The organism is Microbulbifer sp. S227A (assembly GCF_049800935.1).
This window is the reverse complement of record NZ_JBNAFZ010000012.1, coordinates 120,001-121,200: the sequence shown is the minus strand read 5'-3', so window position 1 is coordinate 121,200 and position 1,200 is coordinate 120,001. Positions and strand designations below refer to the sequence as shown.

Genomic DNA, 1,200 nt, shown 5'->3' with positions numbered 1-1,200 from the left:
GGAACTTACCCGACAAGGAATTTCGCTACCTTAGGACCGTTATAGTTACGGCCGCCGTTTACCTGGGCTTCAATTCAAGGCTCTCACCTCTCCTTTTAACCTTCAGGCACCGGGCAGGCGTCAGACCCTATACGTCGTCTTGCGACTTCGCAGAGCCCTGTGTTTTTAATAAACAGTCGCCACCCCCTGGTTTGTGCCCCCAGCCAATACTTGCGTAGAAACTGGGCCTCCTTCTCGCGAACTTACGGAGGTATTTTGCCGAGTTCCTTCAACATCGTTCTCTCAAGCGCCTTGGTATGCTCTACCAGTCCACCTGTGTCGGTTTAGGGTACGATCTAGCGGAGGGCTATTTCCAGGAACTGATCAGCGGCCTGCCCAATCCGATAAGGGCAAACAACCTTCACAATCCGTCACATCCTCCTGGCCCAGGAATATTAACCTGGTTCCCATCGACTACGCCTTTCGGCCTCGCCTTAGGGGTCGGCTTACCCTGCTCAGATTAGCTTTAAGCAGGAACCCTTGGACTTTCGGCGAGAGTGTCTCTCACACTCTTTGTCGCTACTCATGTCATCATTCTCGCTAGTGATCTCTCCACCGGATGGCTCACGCCCCGGCTTCATCGAAAGAACTTATGCTTGTGCTACCGCTTCGCTACTTGAGCACGAGGCCCAGATAACAACGCGATAATCAAGCAAAGTTCTATGTCACACTACGCTCTGCTACCATGCCTTACGGCATCCTCAGCTTCGGCTCATGGCTTGAGCCCCGTTACATCTTCGCCGCAGGACAACTTGATTAGACCAGTGAGCTGTTACGCTATCTTTAAAGGATGGCTGCTTCTAAGCCAACCTCCTGGTTGTTTTGGTCGTCCCACCTGCTTTCCCACTTAGCCATGAATTAGGGGCCTTAGCTGGAGGTCAGGGTTGTTTCCCTCTCCACTACGGACGTTAGCATCCGCAGTGTGTCTGCCATCTAGTACTCCTCGGTATTCGGAGTTTGGTTAGGATCAGTAAGCCGGTAAGGCCCCATTACCCATCCAGTGCTCTACCCCCGAGGGTATTCGGATGACGCTCTACCTAAATAGATTTCGCAGAGAACCAGCTATCTCCGAGTTTGATTGGCCTTTCACCCCTAGGCACAACTCATCCCGACCTTTTTCAACAGGTGTGGGTTCGGACCTCCAGTAAGTGTTACCTTACC

1 rRNA gene (only partly in view) is annotated in these 1,200 nt (G+C 52.3%); it reads right to left on the bottom strand.

Annotation, left to right across the window (positions count from 1 at the left end):
- A 23S ribosomal RNA gene (locus tag ACP15R_RS22235) occupies positions 1–1,200 on the bottom strand; its annotated part runs 729 nt beyond the window's last position; the annotation flags it as partial.